Here is a 23,438-nt window from a genome sequence, read left to right as displayed (position 1 = left end):
GAGCGAGTACGGTCCAAGTCCGAAAAGATTTTAACCGACCTCTTTTTTTTTCAAAAAACATTTTCTATAAATATGAATGCCCCTTGCACCTGGCCAACAACATCGTCTTCTATCCCGACTTCACCTTCTTCCTGCCCCCGCAAAACCAGGAAATCTATTGGGAGCACTTTGGCCTCATGGATTCGCCCGACTACGCAATCAATACAATAAGAAAGATTCGTACCTATGAAGAAAATGGGATCTTCGCCGGGATCCGGCTCATTATGACCTTTGAGGGACTCCCCCTCACTTTGGACACCCAGCGGGCTGAAGCTCTGATCGACCGCTTCCAACTCCATCAATGCTTCAGGGAGGATGGGGCTGATTGATGGCCTAAAACGAACGCTAAGGGAAATAGTCCAGTCAGTTCTCTTCCAGTAAATCCGTATTTTCAATAAACCCGTTCTCCTTCCACCAGGAAAGAAGTTGATATGGCAATTCTTCAGATCTAAGATCGAGGTCGATCGGCTCCAGGTCGTCCAGATCGCAATTGACCTCGAAAAGATGAAGCTTTCCTTTGACTGGAAAAGGTTTAATGGGAATAATGCGACTAAAGACCCAGGAATAGCCCTCGAAAGTCTCATCTTCCTCTAACAAGGCATCCTCATGATCACTTTGAGCATTGTAGGTCCTAACTTCATCAAGTTCTGCAATCGCAATAGCATGACCATTCATTAAAGATGCTCTTTCTTGTTTGTTGATTGCCCTTGAAGCACAAATCAAAATCCATCCACGATAATCCGTTTTCCAACTACGAAGTTCAATCCACTTAAAGCCCAAAGCAATTAGAGTTGCGTAAAGGGGCTGAATGCTCAATGCTTTCATTTTTTCCTCCTTAATTCAAATCCTTCACATCTCCCGCCACAAACGCCCTGAATTCCTCCGGAATCTTTGCCAGGGCCTCTTCCGCCATCCGGCTCATGGCCAGCGCAACCCCGGTCTGTCGAGCATAGAAGGTCCAGGCCACCGACCCGGTGATGGCACCGATGGTGTCCGCATCGCCGCCAAGGGAGATGGCGTTTCGGATGGCATCCTCGAAATCTGCTGAATCAAAGAAGGCGGCCAGAGCCTGAGGAACTGTCCCCTGACAGGATGGATCAAAGGAATAGGTTGGCCGAATCGCCTCCACCGAAGGGATATCCGGATAAAAGTGCTCCTGGATGAATGCCCGGATCGCCTGCCTGGATTGCCCCTCTTTCGCCAGAAAAATTGCAGCTGCCACCGCCTCAGCCCCCTTTATGCCATCAGGATGGTTGTGGCTAACCACCGCACTTTGTTTGGCCCAGAAGATGGCCTCTTCCAGCGACTTTGCCCTCTCCCCACATGCGGAAACCCGCATGGCTGACCCATTTCCCCAGCTGTTATAGGGCTGGGGATGGTCGGCCTTCAACCATGAGGCAAAAGAAAGGCCATATTCACCCGTGGGGTTGGGATAGGCCCGTCCGATGGCCTGCATAGCCCTGGTAAATTGACTTTGCAAAGAATCCGAATCCTCTTCCTTTCCCCGCTCAATCGCCTCATCCAAGGCCATCCCCACAGCGATGGTCATGAGAGAGTCATCCGTATAATCGGAATCCGGGGAGAAAAGCGGAAAGTCCTTGGTTTTTATCGGTTGAAATTCAAAAGGGGAGCCGACAATATCACCAATAATGGCACCGATCATAATCATCTTCCTTTCTTATTTGCTATCGCCGTTTTTCTATTATCCACCGGTGCAATAGTGGTGGTTCGACCGGTTTCGCCAAGCCAACACTATCCGCAGCCGCCTTTCGCCCTCCGCAGGAGTGGTGGTTTGGTGTTTTTTCTCTAACCACCACTATTATAAGCTGCCTTTTTCCTCGCAAAGGAGTGGCGGTTTGGTCGTTTTCGCAGAACCAACACTATTATAAGCTGCCTTTTTCCTCGCAAAGGAGTGGTGGTTTGGTCGTTTTCGCAGAACCAACACTATCCGCAGTCACCTTTCGCTCTCCGCAGGAGTGGTGGTTTGGTCGTTTTCGCCGAATCACCACTATTGTTTCGCTGCCATAGGAGTGTTGGTTTGGCCATTTTCGCCGAATCACCACTATCGTTTCGCCGCCATAAGAGTGGTGGTTTGACGTTTTTTCGCTAACCAACACTATTATAAGCCGCCTTTCTCCCCTCCGCAGGAGTGGCGGTTTGGCCTTTTCGCCGAACCACCACCCCCTCCCCTGTCTAATCCTCCTATTTTCGGGTAAAGAATGAGTCGTACAGACGTCGTCGCATTGTGACCCCAATAGGAGACCGCTATGCCATTTGGACTATCGACTCAGGAATTTGATCACTTGCAATTTCTCCCCGTCCTGGAACGAATGTATCGGACAAATCGCGTCGATGAAATAAAAAACTATGCCAGCTTCTCACAAGTGGACCGCTTTCGCAAGGAGCTGGAGACTCTGGAGGCATTCGGCTTGCACAAGCAGCTGGATATTCGTCTGGATCAATCACAAGAAGAGAAAACTGCAGCAAGAAAGCTGTCCGACGGCAAAGTCGACACCATAATCTGCGTTTCCAAGGCAAAAATTCAAGAAACCTATCGAGATGGCCAAAATAAAAAATGCTACCGGCGAAAGATTCGACATGCCTTTATCGAAAGCACCGTCTTCCGAACCAATCAGGCCCTATCCTATGATGGCCATCATCCACCCCACTGCCTGAACTGCGGAGGACAAATGGAAGCGGAAAGTGAAAATTACTTTTGTCCCTATTGTCAAAGTCGCTATCAGGCAGAAGCCTACGAGTACAAGATGGCCCGTTTTTTCATCGAAGGTGCCTTTCATCATTTCCAATATGCCTTATTATTCTTGCTTCCAATCTTTGTCGTGGCTTTTTTTCAGACAAAAGGAATTATTGGCGAGCGTCAAATTGAAGGCTTTTCCTACGCCGGAGGACTCCTCCTTTCCTTTCTTCTGTGTTTTGCCCTGGTGAAAGGACTCCTTATCCTCTTTCGACATCAAGCCGTACTCCACAAGATAAAAAGCCATGATCCTCATTTTTCCGGGGAAATATTTACCATGCACCTCATTGATTTGCTTACCGTACACCCGGAAATACTGATTTCCACAAATGAAAGTAATAAGGGATCCTGTGGTGTAATTTGCCGCAATGTTCACCGCCTGCAGTTTCGCCGTTATGAGCGGAAAAATGATCAAGAAATCGTTGAATGTATTGGAAAAGTGGATGCCCTATACCTCAATGGAAATCCGGGCCGTGTTCATTTACGAGATAAGGAAACAAAAATAACTATACATTTGGCCAGAAGATACGGAACCCTGACCCCGGTCCACTATCTTCCTGATCAATTTACCTGCCCCAATTGCGGTAGCCACCAGATCAGTGGCCATGACGGTACCCAAGTATGTCAATTTTGCCGGACGGAGCTTCCCATGGATAACATCGACTGGGTTCTCTATCCGCTCTAGGCGAAAACTTCGTATTCAAAATTTATTCCGCCTTAAAGAATTAGGAGATGTACGGAATTCGGATTCTCCAACTAATCCCGATCCTCAAGATCCGGACACGGGAATGTCAAGAATTAAAAGTGCCGGCAAAAGCTATTGAATTTATACGATCCTCTTAAATAGACGGGCACTCCAGAAATCCATGCCCAACTCATCCAGATAAAAATGAAAAATGGCTCTCCAATTTTTTGTTGCTGTACTCAGAACAATGACATTGACGTCTTCTTTCAGCCTTTCTTCAACATAACGAAAGAGTTCTGCACCCAGACCCTGAGAACGTCGGCTAGGAATAACGTAGATTTCTTCCACCTCAAAGTAAGGCGTCCCGTCCTCCATGATGGATTTCATCCCTTTGGATGGATGAATATTTCCCAAAAGGTAACCGCAGACCCGCTTCTCCTCTACCGCCACAAAAATCCTGTTTCCAATAATGTCCTCTTTTTTATTCGGACGATAACCATAACAGCTCTCTTCCTCTGCCCAGTCTCGGGAAAGGTCGATCAAGTCTTGGATAAGCTGGTCTGTTATCTGTCTTTCTTCGATTATCATGAGTGTATATCCCCTACTATTTTCAGGCTTTTGTACCCCCCGAGAACCGCTCTTTCCGGATCGTCATCATTCCACTCTATAAAGCCGCCTTTTTCCATTTTCTAATTCTGGTTCGAAATGTACCAAAAGGGGCTACGGTATTTACATGAATAAACTTATACACTTCCCACACCGCCGTTTTAGTTGCTTCATCCGCCCATGTCCTCATATGGGGTTTGAACAATTCTTCCTCACTTAGGGAATCAATCATGGCATAAATGGCTCTAACATTTTCTTTTAGTTTTGCCTTCAGTTCTTCCAAGGAAAGGTGTGCATAGGTATCAGTAAACCACCGGTATAAGTCACTAAGTTGATTCCACTTAAATTGATCGGAGGGAGAATGCACTTTTCGTCCATTTTGCTCATCTTCTTCCCATTGAAGGAGCAAACTTGTCCATCCAACTTGATAGGCAAGGTTCTCTGCCGGCGTTCGATCAACCTCATCAACACGCCTATCTTTTAATTCCTCAGGGATACCATCAAATTCAGAAATATACTTTTCAAAAGCTTTCTCAATCTCTGCTTTTAACTCTTCCTTATTGCTATAGGTTCTCATATGGTCACCTCTTCGGTTTCATTACACCATGACAAGCTTGAATAAAGATGGATATATTGGGGCTTTCCCAAACTTTCCTGATATCTTCTATTATACAGTCTGTGATATACTATACGGACATAAAACAAGAGAGGAAAGGGATATTTATGAAAAAAAGAGTCATGAGAAATAAAATTGGGCATATTATTCTCTCCTTTTTATTTCTGTTTGCGGTGGTTTTTATGCCCCTCACTGTTCATGCGGAAGCAACCGATAATTGTACTGGTGACTGCCCCCATGAAGCCAAGATCGGCAATATGCACTACGATACGCTGGTGGATGCTGTGGATGCGGCAAAAGATGGGGATACCATCGAGCTACTGAAAAATGTCGTATTAAGCAAGCTCTCCGGCAACCGAACGGGTGACAGCTCTACTTCCGACACTGATGGAATCCTGCGATTCGACCAGGCGGGAACATACACCATTCTGGGAAATGGGCACACTATCTCCCGATCAGATGAGAAAACTTATGCCTTCAAAAACGTGATCTTCGCCAAGGATGGTGCGGTGGTCAATCTGGGAAAGAAAGGCGAACCGGAAAAGAGCCGCCTTATTATCGATGGCAAGGAACAGTACAGCACCAATGCCTTATTAATCGCACATGATAAAGGAACTATCAACATGTACGATGGCGTCACCGTCTGCAATTCGAGAATGCATGGCGGGACAGGTGCAGCCGGGATTGTGGTTTATGGTACCTTCAATATGTATGGTGGAAAGGTAGAAAATAACCAGTCTAAAATGATGGGTGGCGGGATCGGTCTTCCCCCTTGGCAGGCAGAAGCCACAGCCGTTCTTAATGTCTATGGTGGTACTTTCCGAAACAACTATGCGACCGGCGAATGGGGGAACGGCTTTGGTGGTGCCATTGCCAACTTCTATGGGAAAAGCGTCCATCTTGAAAATGCCGTCTTCGAGGAAAATAATGCACAATTTGGTGGTGCGATTTATTCCGGCACATCTCTGGAAATGAAAAACTGCACTTTTAAGAATAACAAAGCGGATAGCGCCGGCGGTGCACTTTATGCGACCGGTTCTATGGCCATAGAAGGAAGCATCTTTACTCAGAACCAGGCTAAAAGAGGAGGTGCTATTGGTCTCCTTGAATGTGACCTGGCAGTCGACGATCAATCGGTTATCTATGATAACCATGCGACCACAGCCGGGGACGATATGACAATTGATAATGATAAAGCCCACACGGTCAAGCTTCCCACCGGCAAAAGCATGACGGCCACCGGAAAGATGAAACCCTTCCGAGCGACGGGCTGGTTTGAGGATGGTCGCCAAGGAACACGCTACGACGCGAAAACTCATGCAGAAGAAGCAACCAAACTCGATTATCAACAGGAGCCCTGGCAGGCCGATCTTAAGGTCGTATATAAGAAAGCCTATACTATAACCTATGTGCTCAATGACGGTTCCTTTGTGGAAGGATATGAGGCTCCATCTTCCTATGAAGCGGGAGATACCACGCAACTTCCTACAGCAGATAAACTCGGTCGAAATGGTTATCGCTTCGAAGGCTGGTACGATAATCCGAACTTCGAAGGCGCTCCCATCACTGAGATTGGACCGGAGGTGAAAGGCGATTTAGTTTTCTATGCCAAATGGAGCAAGAATCCGACCCCAAATCCGGATCCTGATCCGAAACCGAATCCCGATCCGAAGCCGAATCCCGATCCAAAACCGAATCCTGAACCAAAGCCGAATCCCGATCCAAAGCCGGATTCAAAACCAATTCCGGTTCCCAAGCCGGAGAGTAAACCGAGCAAGAAGAAACAGCCGGAGAAAGCTAAGCCACCCAAAGCTCCAAAAACCGGAGATGAAACGACTCTTCTTCTCAGTGGAGCAACCGTATTCGCCTGTGGAGTAGGTGTCATCGTTCTTGAAAAGAAAAAGAAATGGGCTAAGTAATACAAATCCCCCTTTGCTGGATATAAGAGCAAAGGGGGATTTATTTATTGTGGAAATAATAGAGGTCTTCTGTCTATGAAGAACAAGGAATATTATTCATATAGATTGGAACGATTGTCTTTTAATTAAGAACTCCACTACTGATTAAGTATTTGAATTTATGATATTTTCGATATCACGGCCACCGTAGAATATTCGAACTACTGTGACTGACGACTGACCTCTCCTTGTCATCGACAAAATAATATATAATAAAGTTGTCCACTGTAAGCTGATGCATTCCCATCGAATGCCAAGGTTCCCATTCAATTAAGACATAACGAGCCGGCATAAAATCTAATGAACGAATTTCTCTTTTTATACGCCCCACCTGAGCTACAGCAGTTTCCGGTACAAGAAGTTCATTTGCAATGTATAAATAGATTTCACGCAAATCACTGAATGCATCTGCAGAATAGCTGACATCATAGCTATCCGTCATATGCCAAACTCCCTTGCGAATGCTGCTTCGACTTCATCTACAGAATATACTTTCCCCTCTTTAATGGAATCAAGACCTTTCTGGAGTTCCGTATCAAGCTCTTCTCTGGTCATTGCTCCAACAGCTAATGGCTTAGCAGGGGGAAGCCTTAACTCAAATGGCATACCCTTTTTCAATACAATCTGGCTATAAAGCATCTGAATTGCACTGGATGGAGAAATGCCAAGCTGAGAAAGAATGTTCTCTGCGTTATCCTTGAGATCAGTATCTATTCTTGCATAAACAGGAGATGTATTTGCCATAATATCGCCCCCTTTTTCTTTATTTTATTCATTTTTGCTTTCAATTGCAAGCATTTGCATAGAGTATATTATAAGAGAGCCTGAAATGTATACTTTTCCACTTTCTCCAACGTGATATAAGAGATTTTAAGGACGTTCATCTTTCTCGATTTCGCCATCTTCTCCATTACTTTTTCTATTTTATGTATGTTGATTCTCGAAATATCATTTATCATTCATCTATGCTAAGCAAATATGATGAGTATAATTCCAATTATTAAAATAAAAATACCAATTCCAAGATACACCTTCCCCACATGCTTAGCATAGCCCTCATTCTTGCGACCCATTTTGAAATCAGCCTCAAAACCGTTGATGAGATCATACTTTTCTCGAAAATAAATAAAATAGCCAAATAGAATGAATGCCAAGCCCAATAGCACAGATATCATCTTCAATATCAACATCATTTCCCTCCGATAACAAGGCAACATCATAATCTCTGCAAACTTCTACAAAGCCATGATTGAGAAAAAGTGAAACCGCCGGATTGTCGATGGCCATGTTGTCATATAAATTCCCTGGGCCATTCTTTTTGTTCTATCCTTACCAACATCTTAGCCTGCTGTTTTCTCTGTTTCAAATAATAATTATTATCGTTTTAGTGACTTCAGATACTCTTTTTCTTTCGGTGTCAACCGCCGGCTTTCCCGGGCTTTCTGTATCGTCTTATTATGAGTCCATACCTCTAAACGGTGATCTTCAATGGTTTTAATGGCCACATCCCATTGCTTTGCCAAGGCGGTTGCAAAGAACCAGGCAATCATCATTCGTACATAATACTCTTCACAATGAAGAGAAGCGGGGATTTCCAGATACTCAGGCTGAAAGTCTTCATCCAGAAAATGAGACATTAACATCTCAATCCCAAAACGGCAGGTATAGGTCTTTTCCGATGCGGACCATTCTTTGATTTTTTCCAAAAGTGCCACTTTATGCTTCTTGAAAATCTTCGGAGACAGAATATCGCAAACCGCCCAGTTATCGACATAGGGCAGAAAGCGATCGATGGCTTCAATACAGGCATCGTAGTCCTTCATTTCAGAGAGAAGGATTCCATGGAGAATATTTTCATCATAATATTTATGCGGCAAGTCGCTTAAGAAATTAGAGGCTTCCGGTTCCCTGGCAAGCTTTTTGGCTAGTTTTCTGATCTCTGGAAATCGAACCCCGATAAAGAGGTCCCTCGGAATATTCGGAACCAGCTTGGCCTGAAAATCTCCATAGGGGGCATCCTTTAAGGCAAATAATTCTTCTTTAATGTCCATACCGTATACTCCCATTGATCGAAAACTCTTTTCCCCATCAATAACATAGCAATCCTGCTCTATATTTTTTCCCTCAAATTCTTCCGTTTTTCCAATTATATCCACCATTCCGGCGTTAGCTCCCCAAGTTTGACAATTCTCTCGGCTTCGTAGTCAAGCATTACCTCCACTGCCTGATAACGTCCCGGCATCAGCTGCGTCATGAATTCCCGGCAGGCACCGCAGGGTGCACCAGTCTTTCCATCAGGCATGATGGCCAAGACTCTCTTGATTTCATTTTCGCCATTGGTAATCATATGAAACATCGCATTTCGCTCCGCACAAATACCTAAAGTACACGATGTATCCACACATACCCCGGTATAGATGGCTCCACTTGCCGATTCAATCGCTGCTGCCACGCCGCCGGCATATATCCGTTCAGATATTTCTCTTGGTTTTTGCACAGCTTTCGCTGCTTTGTATAAATCATGCCATATTTTTTCCATACGCTTCTCTCCGTTTGTTTTCATGGCTTAACGAAACTTTCATCTCATAGATACAGGTGGGTTACCCGACATATGATCGCCTTAGTGTCCGCCCTAACTGGTCATTATCATTCAGAAACTTAATTCAGTATGTCGATATCACCTCCTCCTATAGTCTAATAATAAAAAAGAGCTCGGAAAACCGAGCTCTTTTTTCTCCATCTATATCGAACCATCCCTATCCCAGAATCTGTGCTGAGCCAAGTTTTTAATAAAATCATCTATTTTTTTCATGTCCTTACTGACAATGACACCCGGAGCGTCTCCTTGCTCCTTGTCTACGATGCCTTCAGAATCCCCGATAATCCAAATCGGTTTGTAGTGCTTAAAACTTTCATCGACAAATTCACCAATGTTTTTATTGAAGTCTTTGGATGGTTTCTCCGGAACAACTACAATAAGAGCATCTTCTAAAACGGGATGAACGGTTTCATACCTATGAGCCACCTTTTGTCCATCCTTCGTATCTTGAAGGTTTCCCTGGATAATTTCAGCCTTGGCCTTAGCATCCTTAATCTTTTCTACTAGAGATTTAAAGTCAAAGTCGTCATCATTATCAGAATAAATTCCAACCTTCAAGGTATCGGTTTTAAAGATCGTATTCGCTTGAGCAAATTCCGGCATTCTTACCTTTTTCGCTTCCTTACTTGGCCTAATTCCAACAGGATCGAAGCCACGATCAGCATCCGGCTTATCAGCACCAACATTTTTAGCGATTTCTTCTGCCATCTTCTGATCAACATTGGCAAACATATCGACGACATTTTGCCTGATTTCTTCTCTTTCCACCTTAGATAATTCAAAAGAGAAGGCATTGATAATGTGCTCTTGTTCAACCTTACTTATGGACTGATAAAAGGCTGTAGCCTGACTAAAGTGATCTCTAAAGCTATCATCCCTCGCCCTGATCACTTCGCCATCGATCTTTTCCTGGTAGTGCTCATAGCCACCGTCCTTCGGACTTGCATAATATGGAGACTGGTCATCAATACTTGATTTATGGTAGGCTACAGGCCCCTTATTGATCATGTGTTGGTGCCAGCCATCTCTCTGATTATTATGAACTTCAGCTATCGGTCTATTGATAGGAATTTGTGCAAAGTTTGGCCCACCTAACCTTAAAAGTTGGGTATCGGTGTAGGAAAAAAGCCTGCCTTGTAAGAGCGGGTCATTCGAAAAGTCGATACCAGGAACAACATTTCCCGGGTTAAAGGCAACTTGCTCAGTCTCCGCAAAATAATTATCGACATTTCGATTAAAGATCATTTCCCCAATTTTAATCTTAGGAATATCTTCTTCAGGCCAAACCTTGGTAGGATCCAGGATGTCAAAGGGGAAGTCATATTCCTTTTCTTCCGGCAGGATTTGAACACAGAAATCCCAGACAGGATATGCGCCTTCATCAATCGCATCATACAAATCTTTTCTCTGGCTATCAGGATCATTTCCTGATACCTTCAAGGTCTCATCCCACACTCTGGAGTGGACACCCAGCTGTGGATTCCATTGGTATCGAACAAAACATGACTTTCCTTTCGCATTGATCCATCTAAAGGTATGGACAGCAAAACCATCCATCATTCGTAGGCTTAAAGGAATGGCCCGATCACTCATTTGCCACATGACCATGTGAGCGGACTCCTGGTTGCGGCTTACAAAGTCCCAAAAAGTATCGTGTGCTGACTGGGCTTGAGGCACTTCAGTATCAGGCTCCGGCTTAACGGCATGGACGAAGTCAGGGAACTTTATCGCATCTTGGATAAGAAATACAGGAATATTATTACCAACGATATCGTAGTTTCCTTCTTCTGTATAAAATTTTATAGCAAAACCACGCACATCACGGGGGGTATCTGTAGAACCTCTAAAGCCTGCTACAGTAGAAATCCTTGAAAATAAAGGAGTTTGCTTATTGTGACCAGAAAATAGGCTAGCTTTCGTATACTCACTCATATCCTTGGTCGATTTAAAAATGCCATGGGCACCGACACCACGAGCATGGACAATTCTTTCCGGAATCCTCTCATGGTCAAAGTGCATGATTTTTTCCCTAAAATGAAAATCTTCAAGAAGGCTTGGTCCTCTCCTGCCAGCCTTAAGGGTAAATTCATCTTCAGCCATCTTAAGGCCCTTGTTCGTCGTAAAAGCCTTATCCTTATTATCAACCCTGTTTTTCTCCAGATCTTTAACCTTGTCGTTATCCTTGACAGGATCAACCTTCTCAGACCCATTTGGAATTAAAGGTGCTTTAATAAAATCATGCTTGGTCTTCTCTTTTTTATCAGCCATCTTTACCTCCTAATATTTTCTTTCTAAGACAGGTAACGTATGTCTATAACTTATACCCAACCGCTTTCTATAAAGTTCGCTGCAAACGGGAATTTATGCCTGTTTCAAAATACGTTTGATCTCATCAAGATTCTTGGCAAAATAAATACCCTCCTGCCGATCTTCAGAGGACAGTCCTTTTTCAATCATATGGTTCAGAAGGGCTTTCAAATCATCATAGTAGCCATTCAGATTGTAGACAATGCATGGCTTATCCAGCTGTTTCAAAGACACCTTCGACATCACCTCTGCCATTTCCTCCAATGTTCCCGTGCCACCGGGGAAGGCAATAAAGGCTTCTCCCAAGGCAATCATGAGGTTTTTACGCTCCGTCATATCCTTGGTCACGATTAATTTCGTTAATCCCTCATGCTGCAATTCACTTTCAATAAAAAAAATCGGCTCAACACCGATCACTTCACCGCCAGCTTGCAAAACGCTGTCTGCGATCGCACCCATCAGTCCGGATTTGGAGCCACCATAGATGAGTGCATTTCCACTACTTCCAATCCATGCCCCCAATTCCTCAACGGCCTTTCGTAGGCCTGGGTCATTTCCTTCGTTTGCCCCAAGATAAACGGTAATGTTCATTCCAATTTTTCTCCTACTTACAGAAAGAGATTACTTCTTTTGTTCTATCACTCGATCAATAAACATTTCTAAAAATTCTCTGGAATTTCCCCTTTCCACAGCCATTGTTCTCATTCGAAAATTCAAATCCGGAAAGTTCCGTTAATGCTTTGCTGCAAGTCCATTCGTACATCCCGGCATCAGGCTTTTGTACATGCTGATAGAAGGAATATGAGGCACATTCCTATTGTGGCAAGAAAAAATAGACGACTTAAAAACTTCATTTGTTTCTCATTACAAATTTAAATGGAATCTCCATTTTATGATAAAGCCTGGTTCTTCTTTATTATCTTTCATACTTCCCAAAGTCGAATGAAATTTAAATTTGGAAAATATGAAAGGGAGGCGAAAATTCGCAGAGCTCGCAACATCAAAGTTAGGGCTATATCCAGTGCATATCTGGGGGGTGCTATATTTCCTTCAAAAATTTTAAAGCCAAATACAACTTTCCAAGATCATGGTTGGCAGTATGGAGTCCCTCTACTTCATAGGAACTCTCGCTTAAAACGTCTCCAGACTTCAGAAAGTGATAAAGTTCAAGCCCATAATAATCGCAGGCGGCTTGGACACCGGCAAGCTCCATTTCTACAGCTATACATCCCTCCGATTTTCTCTTCGCGACAAGCCCACGAGTCTCACGAATCATAACATCTGTCGTCCAGACCTTTCCTTTGACATATGGGGCCTTTTCCCGGATAAAAAAATCTTCAACCTTATCATGATTTTGAATATCCAGGTAATCCGAAGGAGGCGCATAATAATAGGATGCCCCTTCACCCCTATAGGCCTCTGTAGGGATAATGTACTTTCCAAAAGTCTTTTCCTTATCCAGGCTTCCACAAGATCCAAACATGATAAATTGATTGGCACCTGTTATCCAATTCACTTCTACACAATCTGTTGAGGCAAGGGCTGAACCCATCATCGTAAGGTAGAAGGCAAATTCTTGACCCTCAAAGTGACTTTTATAGACTGGCCTTGACCCTCTCACAGATTCTATATGACCAATTTCCTGACACTCAAAGTGGTCAAGCAAATATTCGAGTATCTTTTTCGAAAAAATGATCAAGCATTTTTCCGTCAAGTCTTTCTTTTCTCCGTAAAAGTCTTTTAGACTGATCACCGGGTCTGTGTCTTTATCAAAACTGTCTATGATCATTAGTATCTCCTTCTCATCAATACCAGGACTTCCGCCAATTGTTCAAGGCTTAGACTCATACTTGGAAACTGATCAGTGCATCTTGATTTTCCTCATTGTTTATCAATATGCTAACCCACCACCTTATGGTCTGTCGAGGTAAATGGACATGCCGACTTTAGTACATATGTTCTAGGCATCTTCATATCCATGTCATGAGTGCCATTCGAGGATCACCGCACTTATAGGAGATCATGGACATAACAAAAAGCCACCCCGCAAGGAGTGGCTTTAGAGATTGAAGAGATCGGCATGAGAACCTGTTCGAAAGAGCATAAGTGCAAGAGCCTCCTCTTCCACTTCCACACGATAAATCAGCAACCGGTCCGGCTTAATATGACATTCTCAAAATGCGGCATACTTGCCGGTTAAGGCGTGATCCTTGTTGCGCTCAGGAAGCACTTTTTCTTGAGCCAGCAAATCCACGACATCATTGAGCAGACGAAGATCAAATCCTCTTTTTTGGGCAAGCTTCAAATCTTTCTTGAAGCGGTTGGATAAGACGACTTTAAGCATTGAGTACCTCGTTTAGTGCATCCGAAAAAGAATCGTAACGCTTGTAGTTTTTAGGATTCGCTTTCATATCGTCGTACTCATCAAGTGCCGCAATGGTTTCATCGTTTGGCATATTGCGCTTAATGGCGAACGGAATCGCCTGCTCCCTGACCGATTGTTTTAGAAAAATGGTTACTGCCGTTGTGAGATCCATGCCGAGATCTTTAAATAAAGCTTGAGACTCTTTCTTAAGAACCGGATCAAGGTTGATATTTGTACTTACTTTAGCCATGTGTCAATCACCTGCCTTTCATGAATATGATAATAGAAAAAAGGCAAAAAACAATGGATATGTGCGTAATAGGCATATAACACGCTATTTTATATATCCTCTCCGATTCTCTGACCATCTTTGATTTTTAGTAAAAGTAGTGCTCTATTCTTCTTAGATATGCACTTCTTACATTCTCCAATCAAAACCACTTCGATCTCTTTCTGTAAAAGCCTTTTTTCTGTGAGTTCATGTATGCTAAATTATAGGCGTAATTTTATAGTTAGCCTTTCAGTTTCTTGAATAACATGGCTACTCGTTATTCATTTTCATTAATAGCCTCTTGATACAATTTCATAAGTTCAGCAACACACTCGGATTCCGTCATATTTCTCCAGTCAAACCCATATGCTTCCATTACTGCTTTATCATTTTCTTGATGGGCTTTTCTCAATTCTGGTGGCATGGTCAGTTCATTGTATAAATCTGCATAGGATGATTTTGGATACAAATTTCTTGCTTCAAGTATTTTATTTGCTGTTTTTTCAATCCTCTCCTTTTGTTTTTCATTTGAATTTGGCCAAGGGAAATTATTATATACAATATCTTTTGAATACCTATAATCACTTTTTAATCTGCCAGCTACAGCTCTCATCCATCCATTATGAACATTTGATGTAAGTACACCAAATTCATAAATTGTGGCCTCAGGAATAATCAAAGCTGCATCGCTTGCTACCACATCTCCAGGTAAAAATCCAATCGGTATATATTTTCTTCTTTCAGAGGAAACCCTTGGCAATAATAAATAATCGCCATTAGGCTGTCTTACTTCACCAAAAGAATATGGTATTTCAGCAAGCTTTTGTGTTGCTTTTCTCTTGCTAGATAATCTGTAATCGCGAACGGATTCGATCCTATCTTTAATAGGTTTAATCCTAATTCCTTTCATTGCATCTGTTGAATTCATCCACAAACAATACCTATCAATCTTGTTAATAAATTCTCTAGACCCCATAAATAATTTAATTAAATTTATAGAATTGGGATAATCTTTAATTAATTCATCTCTTTCTGATTTATCTAACAAAAGATTTCCTCCATCATTAGGCATACTACCAAAAACCATTTTAGGAACATTTGATATTGGATTTTTTCTTGATGAAATAAATACATTAGGTCCTTGCAGTAGATATGAATTAATGTTTTCAGATTTTTTTAGCATACTATCTGAAGAATATAAATGTTTTTCTTTTCTCTCAATTTGCGAAAACCCAATAATTACACAATGAACATGAGCCTTCGTAGTTGCTTCACTATCCCACACAAAAGATTGATGAGCAAAGTTAATATATATATTATGCTCTTCTGATAAAGGTTCCCATAAAATGGATACTTGTTCTCCTTGTGCTATGGAATTAGTTGAAACGAATGCACACTCAATATTGGTTTTATCGATAAAATCACAGGATTTCTTATACCATGCAGAAACGTAATCTAGGTTTCCAACTCCTCTCATTTTGCCAAAAATTAGATTCATATCCTTTTTTTGGTCAGCACTCATCAACCTCGCTCCTGAAAACGGAGGATTCCCCATAATATAATCTAGTTCATATTTAGAAATCACACTTTCCCAATCGATCCTTAAAGCATTGGCCTCCAGAATATTAGAGTAGGTTTTCAAAGGTAAAAAGTTCAAATTTACATTGACAATATCTTCTGTTTCTTTCATCATCTGGGATTCAGCAATCCACAAGGCAGTTCTAGCCACTGAAACAGCAAAGTCATTTATTTCTATACCATAAAACTGAGAAATGGATACTTTTATTGGGTTATGGGTTTTTCCCATAACGATTTGACTCCCTAACAATTCTTTTAAGATTTCATTTTCCAATTTTCTTAATGAAATATAAGTTTCAGTCAAAAAATTTCCACTTCCAGCAGCAGGATCTATTCCGACACTGTATTTGATACAATTTAACGCTGGTGCGTAAGTCATGTGTTTATCCTCGAAATCCCTTGATTTACAGGGATTTTCGCCTTTCTGCAGAACTTCCTCTGCTGCTTTTCGTGGCAGTTTTTGTATGATTTTAGAGTTTTTCTGTGCCTCATGTTGGTGTGCCTGTTTCCGATTTTCGTACCCCTGAGCGAGTAATCGTTAAAAGGTTTAGGAAATCGTTAAATTGTTTGAGGAATCGTTAAAAGGTTCAGATTGCTCATCGTTTCAGTGCATTCAAAATCTGCAAAGCCTCCTGTGCCCGCATATACTCTGACATAAATTGCCAGTCTGGATCACCGTCCAAGGAAACCGGGAGAAGTATTTGCTCTCTACGAATTCGTTCGTCATTAATTTCCCGATTAAAGCTGTATTTTTCTTGCAAACGAGAAACTAATGTTGCTAAAAATTGATAGCTATATTCATTCAATTTGCTATTTCCTAATGCTGTCACGTGATCACTTGCTACAAATTCAAATGGCTGATAAAAAGCTGTTCCTACAGATCCACTATTTGCTACTGTTAAGCAGTTCTGATACACACGCACTTTTTCATCGTTGCCGACGAAACCATCAACACCGTTGTTCTGAGCAGTAGAGGAAACGTAAGGCATCTTTCCTATTATATGATCGTCTTTCTTTAATCGCTTTCCGCGACCTATGTTTTTGAATATCTCTTCGTACCCGAAAGCCTTCCAATCTCTATCGGTCAGTACCCCCCCCCTGAATGTTTATGCACGATACCAGTTTTTCATACCGATTTTGCATAATTTCTGTAACATATGACAAGGAATCTGATTCAAGTTTTGCGATGGTCTGCTCCATGTAAGCATGGTTCAGCGCTCCGCTGTCCGTAAGAGGAAGCATGATGCGCTGTTCGGCAAGACGCGTGGAGTTTGCCGTATAGGAGTAGGAATACCTCTCGCGATTCGATTCAAAGCAGCGGGCAATAAATTTTAAAGCTCCGGCGGAAAGTGCTCGCTTCGGCGACAAGATGTTGACCTTTGTTCCCGTATAAAATGGTGTGGTCTGCACAAAGGGTTTTGCCGTCTCATTGCCGATGGTAATGACAGGTACTTTATCCCAAAGATAAGCCTCATCATGTCCTTCGGTAAATCCGTCAACACCGTTGTTCGTCTCTTTGCGCGTGACATAAGGAATGCGACCATTCTCTTTGTCAATTTTGTTGCCGTCCAGCGTCTTCCCAATAGTGATGTTAAAAAGATCGCCCAGTCTAACGCCTCCCCATGTGGTGTCAGGCATGGCGCCTAAAGCAAGCAAGTCATCCAGTAGTCGATCCTTGAAGTAGGGCAGGACTTTCTCCAGCATGCGTTTTTCCTGCTCCTTCATGTAGTCAGACATGAATTGCCAATCGGGTACACCATCGAGAGTGATGGGGAGAAGGATTTTTTGTCTTTTCATTCGTTCAGCATTGAATTTGTATCCGTATGCATATTTTGATTTTTGTTGCAAAATGCACTGCTTAAGAAAAAGAAGTGTATATTTGTCGTTCGAATCAGTTTTTTTGATACCAATACGCTTCACGTCATCAGAAAAAGTGGCTTTATAAGGATGATAAAAAGTTTCTACAACACTGCCGTTATAATTAACGCCAAGGATGTTCTGATCAGTGCTCTCGTTTTCATTAGATACAAACGCCGTAATTCCATTATTGGAATCAGACGCGCCAACAAACGGTATCTTGCCTGGTTTCATATCAGCTTTTGTGAGTCGCTTCCCAGACTTAATTGTAAGCTCATCTTCGATAAAAAAGTTCTTCCATTCTCTATCCTGCAAGCTCAGCATGTGCTCACCTCCTCGAAGAGGTAGCCTCTTCCGTGAGTGATCATGTCGAACTCGAAGGTCAGGTAATCTGCGATGGTTTTCTGAAAATCTTTCTCCGTCGGGATCTCGTCATTAAAGTAGTAGAAAGAGTGCAGCCATTCATCATCCGCTTCAATAGTGGTTTCCACCATGAACTTGGTCGGAGCTTCCCGTTTTCCCCGGAAGCAATCCAGCAGGCGCTGTTTTTTATCCTTGGCGGTCTCTGTCTCCACCAGTCCGACGTGTTTTCGTACCACGAAACCGTCATCTTCAAAATTAAAAAACTTCACCAACCGATCTTTGGGCTGTGGTTTATGAGCCGTAAAGACAGCAATACTGGGATTTACACCGACGCGGTAAAAGGTGTTTTTATTCAAGGTAATCACGGCTTCCAGCGTGTGATTTTTTAAGATGCGCCGCTTCGTCTTTTTATCTTCACCGTTTTTGCCAATCATGGTGGATTGCGGAACGATGACCGCCACCCGTCCGCCTTCGGCCATGCAATCTAAAAGGTGTTCCACAAAGGAGATCTCTCGCAACTTGGATGTGGCATCATTTTTCCCTTGCGAGTACGGCGGATTCATCATGCCGACGCTGGGCGCAATGGTTCGCTGGATTTCTTCTGCGGAGCGATTAAAGAAGTCGTCGCATTCCAAGTTTGATCTGCCGTCTCCACGTAAAATCATGTTAGTTGTAGCGATGGTGAACATGTCTTCACGCAACTCGATGCCGTGGATTTGCTTTTCCTTGATTTCGCTTCGCTGGTGTTCGTCCTTCGCGTTTTTGAGCATCCTGTGCATTCCAGCGATGAGGAAGCTGGACGTTCCCGTACAGGGATCGAATAGAGTGTCGGTCGGTTTCACATCCAGCAAGTCACAAAAGAGTTCGCAAATATGGCTCGGTGTGAGTACAACGCCGAGAGACTGCCCGTCACCGCCGGAGTAACTCATAAACTCAGAATAGAAGCGTCCGAGGATATCTTCTTTTACATTCGCACGCAGCGCTTGCAGGATATTTTTCTGTAGGTAAATGCCAAAGTACTTAAGCGGTGTCATACCCAAGTCATCGCGCTTTTTATTGAGTGACTGTCTGTTCTTGATAATGGTGAATTGATCCAGAATCATCTCACGTTTTACATCGGGTTTTACCCGGATACGTTTTAAGTGGTTTGAGAGAGCTTCCCAGACAATATCTCCATCCGTTTTGACCTCATCGCCGATCAGATCATCCAATTTGAAGCTGGGATCTTGCAATGCCAAAAGAAGCGCCGAGACTACCAGGGGCTTTTCGGTTTCGCCAAGCTGTGCATAGTCGCGCAGATATTCATGCAGCTCGGCAGCGAGTTTGACGATCTCTTCCAGTTCCAGTTCCTCATCGGCACGAATACCTTTCACCTGCTCGTTATAATAAGCGTCGATGTTTTGCTCATTGAAATTGATGAAAGTTTCAACTGGATCGAGAATCGAGATGGTTTTTCCATCACAAAAAACCGGCTGGATCAGGTGGTGAACCTCATCACCGGAAACCCCGACGGCAAAAATCTTCTTAAAAGGTGTATGTTTGGCAACGTGTTCGCCATAGTGAACTGCCCCATTGACAGCGTAATTTACCGTCGCATCCACCGAGCGATCCAAAGTACTCTGATCCTCATTCCATTTGATATGAAAATTGGTATCTCGTTTATCTTCGATAATCAGCACAAAGTCTTTCACTTGCGCAATAAACTCCGGGCTACCGAGTTTTCCCGTGCCACGTTTGGACGCTGTTTTTAACGCTTCATCAATATCTTTAATGCCGCTGATTTCTGCAGTCGCTTTGATCTCTGCTTCACGCAGAAGTTCAGCCACATAAATATCTGTGTTCTTTTCTCTTGGCATGGACTTTTATTTCCTCCTCTCGGGCACTTAGATGGATCTGTTTTCAGACTTTGCAAACAGTAATCCGTTAGCTGTTGTTGCATATCTCTGTTTGCTGCTGGTCGGCTTATCCGGAATGGTCAAGCGCAATAACCCGATATCTACCAGCGGTCGAATGATGTTTTTTCTAAAGTACTCTGCTGTTTTAATACCGCAGAATGTCTGCATTTCTTGCCGGCTGCGTGGCTCTTTGCAATAGTCCAGTAGTTTTTGGATTTCTTCTGTTGATAGTTTCACCTGAGAATAGACTTCCGTACTGACTTGCGTACCAACTTCCGTACTGACTTGCGTAGTTGATTTGTTGGAAGTCGGTCCCACACTTGCCGTCGCTGCCTCAGAAAGCGGAATGGCGATGGTAAAGACATCGCTTTCCGTGAAGGTAGGCTGCCCGCCGGAATAGAGCTTAGTGTATTTATAAGTATTGCGCATACCACTGCCCAATTCGTCGGCAAGCCCGATCTCGCGGAAGACTTTCGCAATCGGCGGGTTTTTAGCAAAAGGCTTAAACGTCTTCAGGTTGAGGTTGCCGTGGCCATGTGCCAGATTGGCGTTTTCCGTCGTGATCTTATCTGCCTCAATCACGAGCTTCGCCACATAGCCGCTGGAAAAATCTCGATGCATGAGGAGGTTGGAGACAATCTCACGTAAAATCTTATCTCTGGCGCTGATACGCTGAATTCCTTCCATGACAAAGAGATCGTTTAAGTGTTTCTGTCCAAAAGCAATGAGCCGGTCATAGCTTTCAATGAGGTTTGTAATCACGACATCGCGGTCATCGTAGCGATCGACATTAAAGACGCGAAAGATAGCGTCGGTCTTGTGCTGGGGGAGCACCGACATAATGCGGTTATCGCTGCCAAAGAGCAAAATTGCAGCAAGCGTCAGACCTTCTTGATTGGTATCCGGATCTTTCAAGATGAGTCCGCAGCTTCGAAGCATCTCTTCATCACTCATATCCAGCCATGCGTGATGCTCAGTATTAACACGAGTCATTCGTCTTGCTCGCTCCAAAAGATCCTTGCGCAAAGCAGTAATAGGAATCGCCGGATACACCTTGTTCACGAAATAAGTGTTTTGCTTTCTCGCATAAAGCTTAAAAACCAAATCAGCGTTGTCGGTGATATCGATATCGGAGTCGTTATTGCGGTCGTAAATACGCCCGGCACTGCGATAAACCGTCTTTCCAGAAGGAACGTAAATATAAAGGATCGTTTTGCCATCCTCTTCATACTCTTCCGGCGTGAGATAAAGCGGCGGAAACATTTTCGACTCATTGTTAATCGTCGTCACAAAATCTTTTTTGATTTGCATAATACGATCCGGCTCAACACCTGCGACTGTTCCATCGTCTTTTACTCCGAGAAAAATATGTCCGCCATCACGGTTGGAAAAAGCGCAGACGGTTTCGTAAACATCTTTTGTAATATCCGTTCTTGAGCGTTTAAACTCAACGCTGATGTTTTCTCCTGCGCGAATGAGTTTTTGTAATGTTTCAGGCAGTCTCACCGTTCATCCTCCTCTCGTATGGTCTCAAACAGGTCTTCCACCTTGCAGTCCAGTGCCTCAGCGATTTTCAGCAGCACATCCATGCGTACATGCTCGTTTTTCCCGAGTTTGGCTACCGAATTACTACTGATATCTGCGGCATCTCTTAACTGGACTTTGTTCATGTTCTTATCGATTAAAAGTTTCCACAGCTTGTTGTATATGATTTTCATCGATTTGCCTTTCTGCTCCATTTGTCTCCGAAGAGAGCCTGCTCATTGTTCTCAAGTTTGATGACCGTCTGTTTTGCAATGATGCTTTGTGCTTCTTCGGAGCAGTTCAACGTCTTATCGATAGCTATAAAGATTTGTTTCTCTTTTTCTTTGTTATAGATTTCAATCATCCGGCTCATGTCAGGACGTGGCATAGGATCAAAGAGGATGGAGTCATGCGCAATCGCCGGCAGCACTGTCGTATCTAAAACGGCGAGGTCATAGATCATCATCCCGCGATAATTTGTACTTGTGCCACTGTCCTTTGGCGTCTCAAAGTCATAGCTGTCAAACTTTGAGATTGTCAGATGTGGAGCATTGTACTGATCATCTGTTATGTAGTCATTGATTTCTTCCATCTTCCGGTTAATTGTGGCTTCAATTTCTTTAAGGACGAATTTCATTTGTTCTTGGTAGCGGTTATTTGCCTGTTTCTTCTCTTCTTGGAGTTTGTTCCGCTGATCAAAGGCATTATTTTCGTCCTGCAGTTTATTGATTCTTTGTTCCAATACACTGTAGGCTGTCAGGAATTCCTGAGTAAAAGTCATGGATGGCCGAATTTCAGACATTGCATTTCGAATGCTTTCTTCCTGTTCCTGCAAAGAGGCAAGTTCGACCGTAATCTTTTGTTTTGCACTTTCCAATTCCTCTTGAAGAATGCCTTGGATCTTGCTATGGAAAGACTCGATATCCATGAGCTTATTAAAATTTGCTTCCGGGAAGAACTCGGCAAGACTTTTCAGATCCGCTTCTGTCGGATAAATACCGCGCTGTAGATTTAGTTCAAGCAAATGCAGATCGTCTTGTTTGCCTTTGACGACGCGCCGGATATCGGTATATGCACGTTCTATTTCGTTGGCACGATTTGCTTCTTCCACTTCCGCCTCGTTGATGGGACGACTCCCTGAATTACAAAGCTCATCTCTTTTTTCTTCCAGTTCACGAATGGCTACGATGTTTTCTTGATACTTTCCCATTCCGTCTACGGCAGAGGGTATGAACTCATATTTTCTGGCTGCTTTGAATGCATCAATCTTATCTTCCACCAGATGAAGCTGTTCTTCAAAAGCCAGAATGGAAGAATACATGTTGTAGAGTGCCACCAAAACATGGATGGCATCTTTTTGTGATTCATTTCCACCGCGCATTTGAAGCGGTCTGAACTCATTGAGGTTGTTCTTGCCATAGATCCTAAAAAAGCGACTTACCGTATTTCTGAAGGAAAGACCGGGTAAATCCATGTCATATTTTTTCGCAAGCCAGTCCGTGAATTCTTTGATTTCCATCGAATCAATGGGGTCGTTATTCTCATCTACCTTGAAAACTCGCTTTGCGTCTGCTGTATTTCTGGCAAAGCGATAATCTTTACCGGCAAATGAAAAGACAAAGTAAATCGTGTGGTTGCCCAGCTCTCTCACCGGCTCGCTTTTAAGATAGGTATTCCCGCCAAAAACAAAGTCAATAATAAGGAGCATGGTGGATTTGCCGATGGATGCGGCTTTTCCGGGAATGCTTCCAAGCACCACGTTCAGTCCTTTATGAAAGATAACAGGTGGTCTTTGTCTTTTATTTTCTTTGAACAGTTCGCAGCTTATTTCTCGGAGCACAGAAAGATCCTCCCTTCGTCATCAAGCTCTACCTTTTGCATGGCATAAAGGCAGTCGAGAGCTTCGATGAGACGCACAGTGTCCTGATGCTTATGCGAAAGCTTTTGATAGATTTCGCGAGGAGATTTCGGATGATCCAGCATCCTCAAAATCTCAGGCATGAGTGGCAATGCACTCTCT

Annotated in this window: 23 protein-coding genes and 3 pseudogenes; 3 read left to right on the top strand and 23 right to left on the bottom strand. The window is 43.2% G+C overall.

Annotated features, from left to right (window positions below; translation table 11 throughout):
- The first annotated feature begins 83 nt into the window (after positions 1-83).
- The gene (locus BN2373_RS03725; RefSeq protein ID WP_053942810.1) at positions 84-368 is read left to right on the top strand and encodes a hypothetical protein; all 285 of its coding nucleotides are present in this window, start codon (positions 84-86) and stop codon (positions 366-368) included.
- 34 nt (positions 369-402) lie between these two features.
- On the opposite strand, the gene BN2373_RS03720 is transcribed toward BN2373_RS03725, so the two are convergent.
- Positions 403-864 (bottom strand): ASCH domain-containing protein, encoded by a 462-nt coding sequence (locus BN2373_RS03720; protein ID WP_053942809.1) that lies wholly within the window; start codon positions 862-864, stop codon positions 403-405.
- 10 nt (positions 865-874) lie between these two features.
- The gene (locus BN2373_RS03715) at positions 875-1,702 is read right to left on the bottom strand and encodes an ADP-ribosylglycohydrolase family protein (protein ID WP_053942808.1); all 828 of its coding nucleotides are present in this window, start codon (positions 1,700-1,702) and stop codon (positions 875-877) included.
- A 604-nt stretch (positions 1,703-2,306) separates the two neighbouring features.
- Between BN2373_RS03715 and BN2373_RS03710 the strand changes: the two genes are divergently transcribed.
- Entirely contained in the window at positions 2,307-3,479 is a 1,173-nt protein-coding gene (locus BN2373_RS03710) for a hypothetical protein (protein WP_053942807.1), read from the top strand.
- A 141-nt stretch (positions 3,480-3,620) separates the two neighbouring features.
- On the opposite strand, the gene BN2373_RS03705 is transcribed toward BN2373_RS03710, so the two are convergent.
- Both BN2373_RS03705 and BN2373_RS03700 read right to left on the bottom strand, forming a co-directional pair.
- Positions 3,621-4,067 carry a GNAT family N-acetyltransferase gene (locus BN2373_RS03705; RefSeq protein ID WP_053942806.1) on the bottom strand — a complete coding sequence of 149 codons (447 nt, stop codon included), beginning with the start codon at positions 4,065-4,067 and terminating at the stop codon, positions 3,621-3,623.
- A 76-nt stretch (positions 4,068-4,143) separates the two neighbouring features.
- A complete protein-coding gene (locus tag BN2373_RS03700; protein WP_053942805.1) occupies positions 4,144-4,662 on the bottom strand; it encodes a ClbS/DfsB family four-helix bundle protein in 519 nt (172 codons plus the stop codon).
- Between the two features lie 146 nt (positions 4,663-4,808).
- On the opposite strand from BN2373_RS03700, the gene BN2373_RS03695 reads away from it, so the two are divergent.
- Positions 4,809-6,620 carry an InlB B-repeat-containing protein gene (locus BN2373_RS03695; RefSeq protein ID WP_053942804.1) on the top strand — a complete coding sequence of 604 codons (1,812 nt, stop codon included), beginning with the start codon at positions 4,809-4,811 and terminating at the stop codon, positions 6,618-6,620.
- Between the two features lie 144 nt (positions 6,621-6,764).
- On the opposite strand, the pseudogene BN2373_RS03690 reads toward BN2373_RS03695, so the two are convergent.
- The 19 genes and pseudogenes from BN2373_RS03690 to BN2373_RS08090 all read right to left on the bottom strand — a co-directional run bounded on the left by BN2373_RS03690 (position 6,765) and on the right by BN2373_RS08090 (position 23,419).
- Positions 6,765-7,101 (bottom strand): annotated as a pseudogene (locus BN2373_RS03690) (type II toxin-antitoxin system RelE/ParE family toxin).
- Positions 7,098-7,403, bottom strand: coding sequence for a type II toxin-antitoxin system RelB/DinJ family antitoxin (locus BN2373_RS03685; RefSeq protein ID WP_053942803.1), 306 nt, complete (start codon positions 7,401-7,403; stop codon positions 7,098-7,100). The pseudogene BN2373_RS03690 and the gene BN2373_RS03685 overlap by 4 nt, the downstream one beginning before the upstream one ends.
- A gap of 224 nt (positions 7,404-7,627) precedes the next feature.
- Positions 7,628-7,834 (bottom strand): DUF3784 domain-containing protein, encoded by a 207-nt coding sequence (locus BN2373_RS08115; protein ID WP_476625120.1) that lies wholly within the window; start codon positions 7,832-7,834, stop codon positions 7,628-7,630.
- Complete coding sequence (locus BN2373_RS07835) at positions 7,764-7,946, bottom strand: hypothetical protein (RefSeq protein ID WP_156296235.1); 183 nt, start codon at positions 7,944-7,946, stop codon at positions 7,764-7,766. The genes BN2373_RS08115 and BN2373_RS07835 overlap by 71 nt, the downstream gene beginning before the upstream one ends.
- 89 nt (positions 7,947-8,035) lie before the next feature.
- The gene (locus BN2373_RS03675; RefSeq protein WP_053943496.1) at positions 8,036-8,710 is read right to left on the bottom strand and encodes a DNA alkylation repair protein; all 675 of its coding nucleotides are present in this window, start codon (positions 8,708-8,710) and stop codon (positions 8,036-8,038) included.
- Between the two features lie 95 nt (positions 8,711-8,805).
- Positions 8,806-9,198 carry a cytidine deaminase family protein gene (locus BN2373_RS03670; RefSeq protein WP_053942801.1) on the bottom strand — a complete coding sequence of 131 codons (393 nt, stop codon included), beginning with the start codon at positions 9,196-9,198 and terminating at the stop codon, positions 8,806-8,808.
- Positions 9,199-9,399: 201 nt separating this feature from the next.
- Positions 9,400-11,526, bottom strand: a complete 2,127-nt coding sequence (locus tag BN2373_RS03665; protein WP_082337991.1) for a catalase — start codon at positions 11,524-11,526, stop codon at positions 9,400-9,402.
- Between the two features lie 93 nt (positions 11,527-11,619).
- Positions 11,620-12,156: an LOG family protein gene (locus BN2373_RS03660; RefSeq protein WP_053942800.1), complete on the bottom strand. Its 537-nt coding sequence runs from the start codon at positions 12,154-12,156 to the stop codon at positions 11,620-11,622.
- Between the two features lie 448 nt (positions 12,157-12,604).
- Complete coding sequence (locus BN2373_RS03655; RefSeq protein WP_053942799.1) at positions 12,605-13,354, bottom strand: nucleoside phosphorylase; 750 nt, start codon at positions 13,352-13,354, stop codon at positions 12,605-12,607.
- A 270-nt stretch (positions 13,355-13,624) separates the two neighbouring features.
- Positions 13,625-13,909: pseudogene (locus tag BN2373_RS03650) on the bottom strand (type II toxin-antitoxin system YafQ family toxin).
- Complete coding sequence (locus BN2373_RS03645; RefSeq protein ID WP_053942798.1) at positions 13,902-14,180, bottom strand: type II toxin-antitoxin system RelB/DinJ family antitoxin; 279 nt, start codon at positions 14,178-14,180, stop codon at positions 13,902-13,904. The pseudogene BN2373_RS03650 and the gene BN2373_RS03645 overlap by 8 nt, the downstream one beginning before the upstream one ends.
- Positions 14,181-14,478: 298 nt before the next feature.
- A pseudogene (locus BN2373_RS03640) lies at positions 14,479-16,113 on the bottom strand (class I SAM-dependent DNA methyltransferase); the annotation flags it as partial.
- Between the two features lie 262 nt (positions 16,114-16,375).
- Positions 16,376-16,867, bottom strand: a complete 492-nt coding sequence (locus tag BN2373_RS03635; RefSeq protein ID WP_074017956.1) for a restriction endonuclease subunit S — start codon at positions 16,865-16,867, stop codon at positions 16,376-16,378.
- Complete coding sequence (locus BN2373_RS08055) at positions 16,857-17,960, bottom strand: restriction endonuclease subunit S (RefSeq protein ID WP_074017955.1); 1,104 nt, start codon at positions 17,958-17,960, stop codon at positions 16,857-16,859. Before BN2373_RS08055 ends, BN2373_RS03635 begins: the two co-directional genes overlap by 11 nt.
- On the bottom strand, positions 17,954-19,855 hold the full coding sequence (locus tag BN2373_RS03625) for an HsdM family class I SAM-dependent methyltransferase (protein ID WP_022866313.1): 1,902 nt from the start codon (positions 19,853-19,855) through the stop codon (positions 17,954-17,956). Before BN2373_RS03625 ends, BN2373_RS08055 begins: the two co-directional genes overlap by 7 nt.
- 27 nt (positions 19,856-19,882) lie before the next feature.
- On the bottom strand, positions 19,883-21,400 hold the full coding sequence (locus tag BN2373_RS03620) for an RNA-binding domain-containing protein (RefSeq protein WP_053942795.1): 1,518 nt from the start codon (positions 21,398-21,400) through the stop codon (positions 19,883-19,885).
- The gene (locus BN2373_RS03615) at positions 21,397-21,612 is read right to left on the bottom strand and encodes a helix-turn-helix domain-containing protein (RefSeq protein ID WP_019133501.1); all 216 of its coding nucleotides are present in this window, start codon (positions 21,610-21,612) and stop codon (positions 21,397-21,399) included. Before BN2373_RS03615 ends, BN2373_RS03620 begins: the two co-directional genes overlap by 4 nt.
- The gene (locus tag BN2373_RS03610) at positions 21,609-23,258 is read right to left on the bottom strand and encodes a DUF2326 domain-containing protein (RefSeq protein ID WP_019133502.1); all 1,650 of its coding nucleotides are present in this window, start codon (positions 23,256-23,258) and stop codon (positions 21,609-21,611) included. The genes BN2373_RS03615 and BN2373_RS03610 overlap by 4 nt, the downstream gene beginning before the upstream one ends.
- The gene (locus BN2373_RS08090) at positions 23,243-23,419 is read right to left on the bottom strand and encodes an ABC-three component system middle component 7 (protein ID WP_396334976.1); all 177 of its coding nucleotides are present in this window, start codon (positions 23,417-23,419) and stop codon (positions 23,243-23,245) included. Before BN2373_RS08090 ends, BN2373_RS03610 begins: the two co-directional genes overlap by 16 nt.
- Positions 23,420-23,438: the final 19 nt, after the last annotated feature.

The sequence above is a fragment of the Kallipyga gabonensis genome (genome assembly GCF_001286805.1).
In the GTDB taxonomy this organism is placed as follows: domain Bacteria; phylum Bacillota; class Clostridia; order Tissierellales; family Peptoniphilaceae; genus Kallipyga; species Kallipyga gabonensis.
Note: the sequence above shows the minus strand (reverse complement) of the source record. Positions and strands in the feature narration are given on the sequence as shown.

Bases quoted from the DNA above. Each gene is read 5' to 3' on its own strand.
- BN2373_RS03660 (WP_053942800.1), bottom strand. From the start codon at position 12,156: ATGAACATTACCGTTTATCTTGGGGCAAACGAAGGAAATGACCCAGGC.
- BN2373_RS03710 (WP_053942807.1), top strand. From the start codon at position 2,307: ATGCCATTTGGACTATCGACTCAGGAATTTGATCACTTGCAATTTCTC.
- BN2373_RS03645 (WP_053942798.1), bottom strand. From the start codon at position 14,180: ATGGCTAAAGTAAGTACAAATATCAACCTTGATCCGGTTCTTAAGAAA.
- BN2373_RS03670 (WP_053942801.1), bottom strand. From the start codon at position 9,198: ATGGAAAAAATATGGCATGATTTATACAAAGCAGCGAAAGCTGTGCAA.
- BN2373_RS03675 (WP_053943496.1), bottom strand. From the start codon at position 8,710: ATGGACATTAAAGAAGAATTATTTGCCTTAAAGGATGCCCCCTATGGA.
- BN2373_RS03695 (WP_053942804.1), top strand. From the start codon at position 4,809: ATGAAAAAAAGAGTCATGAGAAATAAAATTGGGCATATTATTCTCTCC.
- BN2373_RS03685 (WP_053942803.1), bottom strand. From the start codon at position 7,403: ATGGCAAATACATCTCCTGTTTATGCAAGAATAGATACTGATCTCAAG.
- BN2373_RS03625 (WP_022866313.1), bottom strand. From the start codon at position 19,855: ATGCCAAGAGAAAAGAACACAGATATTTATGTGGCTGAACTTCTGCGT.
- BN2373_RS03700 (WP_053942805.1), bottom strand. From the start codon at position 4,662: ATGAGAACCTATAGCAATAAGGAAGAGTTAAAAGCAGAGATTGAGAAA.
- BN2373_RS08090 (WP_396334976.1), bottom strand. From the start codon at position 23,419: ATGCCTGAGATTTTGAGGATGCTGGATCATCCGAAATCTCCTCGCGAA.
- BN2373_RS07835 (WP_156296235.1), bottom strand. From the start codon at position 7,946: ATGGCCATCGACAATCCGGCGGTTTCACTTTTTCTCAATCATGGCTTT.
- BN2373_RS08055 (WP_074017955.1), bottom strand. From the start codon at position 17,960: ATGCTGAGCTTGCAGGATAGAGAATGGAAGAACTTTTTTATCGAAGAT.
- BN2373_RS03705 (WP_053942806.1), bottom strand. From the start codon at position 4,067: ATGATAATCGAAGAAAGACAGATAACAGACCAGCTTATCCAAGACTTG.
- BN2373_RS03665 (WP_082337991.1), bottom strand. From the start codon at position 11,526: ATGGCTGATAAAAAAGAGAAGACCAAGCATGATTTTATTAAAGCACCT.
- BN2373_RS03720 (WP_053942809.1), bottom strand. From the start codon at position 864: ATGAAAGCATTGAGCATTCAGCCCCTTTACGCAACTCTAATTGCTTTG.
- BN2373_RS08115 (WP_476625120.1), bottom strand. From the start codon at position 7,834: ATGATATCTGTGCTATTGGGCTTGGCATTCATTCTATTTGGCTATTTT.
- BN2373_RS03655 (WP_053942799.1), bottom strand. From the start codon at position 13,354: ATGATCATAGACAGTTTTGATAAAGACACAGACCCGGTGATCAGTCTA.
- BN2373_RS03715 (WP_053942808.1), bottom strand. From the start codon at position 1,702: ATGATCGGTGCCATTATTGGTGATATTGTCGGCTCCCCTTTTGAATTT.
- BN2373_RS03615 (WP_019133501.1), bottom strand. From the start codon at position 21,612: ATGAAAATCATATACAACAAGCTGTGGAAACTTTTAATCGATAAGAAC.